Here is a 3,306-nt window from a genome sequence, read left to right on the forward strand (position 1 = left end):
CCCGGGCGATCTGCTCGCCGATACCGCGGCTGGCGCCGGTGACGAGGGCGACCTTGCCCGCGAGGGGGCGGGTCCGGTCGGCCACCTGCCCGGCGGTCGTCGACCCGTGGGCGCCGATCCGCACGACCTGCCCCGAGACGTACGCCGACTTGGGCGAGAGGAGGAAGCCGAGCGTGGACGCCACCGCCTCCTCCGCTCCCGCGGAGACGTGGACGAGCTGGACGGTGCCGCCCCGCCCGATCTCCTTGCCCAGCGAGCGGGTGAAGCCCTCGAGGGCGCGCTGCGCGACGCGCTCGCCGCCGCTGACCGAATCCGGCGTGGTGCCGAGGACCACGATGCGCGGGCAGGTCTCGAGGCGGCGCACCAGCGGGGTGAAGAACTCCTGGAGCGCCACGAGCCCGGCCGTGTCGGTGATGCCGGTCGCGTCGAGGACGAGGGCCTTGAAGCGCCCGTCGCCGTCGGTGGTCGTGGTGGAGGCGATCCCGAGGCCCTCCAGGAGCGCGGGCAGCCGGTCGACCAGGCGTCCGGAGCCGCCGACCACGACGGTGCCCGTCACGAGCGGCGCGCCCTCGCGGTAGCGCTCGAGCCGGGTCGGGCTGGGCAGGCCGAGGTTCTTCACGAGGAGCTTGCCGATCGGGGAGGACACGAAGCCCTGGTAGCGGTCGCTCATGGCGGGGAGGTCCTCCGGTGACGTGGGATGGGGGAGCAGGCGGCGTACGGGTCCGGCGTCGTACATGTAACGGGACGTGTAACTCGGCGTCCACATTTCGTGACGTGGCCCTCAGAGCATTCCCCCGATGTGGGGCGGGGGACAAGGATAGGAGCATGAACTCCTCGACCCGTCGCGTCGCCGTCCTCGGTGGCAACCGCATCCCGTTCGCCCGGTCCAACACGGTCTACACCGACGTCTCCAACCAGGAGATGCTCACGGCGGCCATCGACGGCCTGGTCGCCCGCTACGGGCTGGAGGGCGAGCGGCTCGGCGAGGTGGTCGCCGGCGCCGTCCTCAAGCACGCCCGCGACTTCAACCTCACCCGCGAGTCGGTGCTGGGCTCGAAGCTGTCCGCCGAGACCCSGGCCACCGACATCCAGCAGGCCTGCGGCACCGGCCTGCAGGCCGCGATCCAGATCGCGGACAAGATCGCCCTCGGCCAGATCGACGTCGGCATCGCCGGCGGCACCGACACCACCTCCGACGCCCCGGTCGCGATCAGCGACAAGCTCCGCAAGAAGCTGATGAGGGTCAACGCAGCCCGCGACACCCGGGGCAAGCTGACTGCGCTCGGCCGGATCCGCCCCGGCGACATCGGCCTGGAGATCCCGCAGAACGGCGAGCCCCGCACCCGCCTCTCCATGGGTGAGCACGCGGCCCTGACCGCCCTCGAGTGGCGGATCACCCGGGAGGCGCAGGACGAGCTGGCCGCCTCGTCGCACCAGAAGATGGCGGCGGCGTACGACCGGGGCTTCTTCGACGACCAGGTCACGCCGTTCCGCGGCGTCGAGCGCGACAACAACCTGCGCGCGGACTCGACCGTCGAGAAGCTGTCCACGCTCAAGCCGGTCTTCGGCAGGGGCGAGGCCGCCACGATGACCGCCGGCAACAGCACCCCGCTGAGTGACGGTGCCTCCGCCGTGCTGCTCGCCTCGGAGGACTGGGCGAGGGAGCGCGACCTGCCTGTGCTCGCGTGGTTCGTCGACCACGAGACCGCCGCCGTGGACTACGTCAACGGCCACGAGGGCCTGCTGATGGCCCCTGCGTACGCCGTCCCGCGCATGCTCGCGCGCAACGGCCTGTCGCTGCAGGACTTCGACTTCTACGAGATCCACGAGGCGTTCGCCTCCCAGGTGCTGTCCACCCTGGCGGCCTGGGAGGACCCGGTCTTCTGCAAGGAGCGCCTCGGCCTCGACGAGCCGCTCGGCGCGATCGACCGCGACAAGCTCAACGTCCACGGGTCCTCGCTCGCGGCGGCGCACCCCTTCGCCGCGACCGGTGGACGGATCATCAGCACCCTGGCCCACATCCTCGACGAGAAGGCCGCGTCGACCGGTACGGGCGGTCGCGGCCTGATCTCCATCTGCGCCGCGGGCGGCCAGGGAGTGGTGGCCATCCTCGAGCGCTGACCGCGCCCCTTCCGTCGCGCTGAGGAGCCAGGACGGGGAAGGTCAGGTCCTACGCAGGTGGTACCACGTCGGCGTGAGCCTGGCGCGTGCCCGCGACATCCCGCGGGTGTCGGCTGGCTCGGCGCCGACGAGGGTCCACCCGGCGAAGGCCTCCTCGACGTCGGCGCGGGTGGCGCCGTGCCGGCGTACGGAGAGGCCGTGCGGCTCGGCGGTCATGAGCAGGACGGTCGCGTCCGGGGCGGCGAGCGCGGTGACCCCGGCGGCCATCAGCGCCCGGTCCTCGCGCCCCAGTCCCTCGAAGCAGCCGACGTCGAGGACCAGCGAGAAGCCGCTGCCGATGCCCGAGTGCACGAGGTGACGGACGTCGCCCACGACGAACCTGGTGTCGGCGAAGCCGCAGCGACGGATGGCGATGTCGACCGCCTGCCGTACGTCGTCGATGCCGACGGCGTCCCAGCCGCGCTCGACGAGGCGCATGGTCCGCTCGCCGGTGCCACACCCGAGATCGAGGGCCCGCCCGAGCTGCGACCCGCGCCCGCGCTCCTCGGCGTCGAGCAGGACGTCGAAGGACACCGTGCTCTGTCGCCCGGCCTTCGTCCACGGAGTGATGCCCCACCAGTAGGCGGTGGCGTAACGGACGCTCATGACGAGCTCCTGACCTGGGACCGGCACGCGCCGGTTGCCTCGACAGTACGCGAGCCCGTGCTGGTAACGTCTGCGGCGTTCGACATCCTTTAACTGACCGTCCCGTGAGGCGGAGAAGGAGGTCTCGGGCCGCATGGCCGACCCTCGCATCGTGCTCGACTCCGGTGACATCGCCCGGGCGTTGACCCGCATCTCCCACGAGATCCTCGAGCGCAACAAGGGCGCCGCCGATCTCGTCCTGCTCGGCCTCCACACGCGTGGCGTCCCCTTGGCTCGCCGCATCGGCGAGCGCATCGCCAGCGTCGAAGGTGCCGCGGTCGCCGTCGGCGAGCTCGACGTCACGATGTACCGCGACGACCTGCGCACGCAGCCGACACGGCGCTCCCACAAGACCGAGGTCCCGCCCGGCGGCATCGACGGCAAGGTGGTGGTGCTCGTCGACGACGTGCTGTTCTCCGGCCGCACCATCCGGGCCGCCCTCGACGCGCTCGCCGACCTCGGCCGCCCCGCCGCCGTACGCCTGGCCGTGCTGGTCGACCG

3 protein-coding genes and 1 pseudogene are annotated in these 3,306 nt (G+C 72.1%); 2 read left to right on the forward strand and 2 right to left on the reverse strand.

The window, feature by feature from the left end:
- Window positions 1-670 (reverse strand): annotated as a pseudogene (locus ACXJKL_RS17760) (3-oxoacyl-ACP reductase); the annotation flags it as partial.
- A 155-nt stretch (window positions 671-825) separates the two neighbouring features.
- Between ACXJKL_RS17760 and ACXJKL_RS17765 the strand changes: the two are divergent.
- Window positions 826-2,121 carry an acetyl-CoA C-acetyltransferase gene (locus ACXJKL_RS17765; protein ID WP_457208336.1) on the forward strand — a complete coding sequence of 432 codons (1,296 nt, stop codon included), beginning with the start codon at window positions 826-828 and terminating at the stop codon, window positions 2,119-2,121.
- A 42-nt stretch (window positions 2,122-2,163) separates the two neighbouring features.
- On the opposite strand, the gene ACXJKL_RS17770 is transcribed toward ACXJKL_RS17765, so the two are convergent.
- Window positions 2,164-2,766, reverse strand: coding sequence for a class I SAM-dependent methyltransferase (locus tag ACXJKL_RS17770; RefSeq protein ID WP_457208337.1), 603 nt, complete (start codon window positions 2,764-2,766; stop codon window positions 2,164-2,166).
- 133 nt (window positions 2,767-2,899) lie between these two features.
- Between ACXJKL_RS17770 and pyrR the strand changes: the two genes are divergently transcribed.
- Window positions 2,900-3,306, forward strand: a 407-nt coding sequence (pyrR, locus tag ACXJKL_RS17775) for a bifunctional pyr operon transcriptional regulator/uracil phosphoribosyltransferase PyrR (protein ID WP_457208338.1), incomplete at its 3' end; no start/stop codon positions are given.

It is taken from the genome of Nocardioides sp. P5_C9_2, assembly GCF_054049555.1.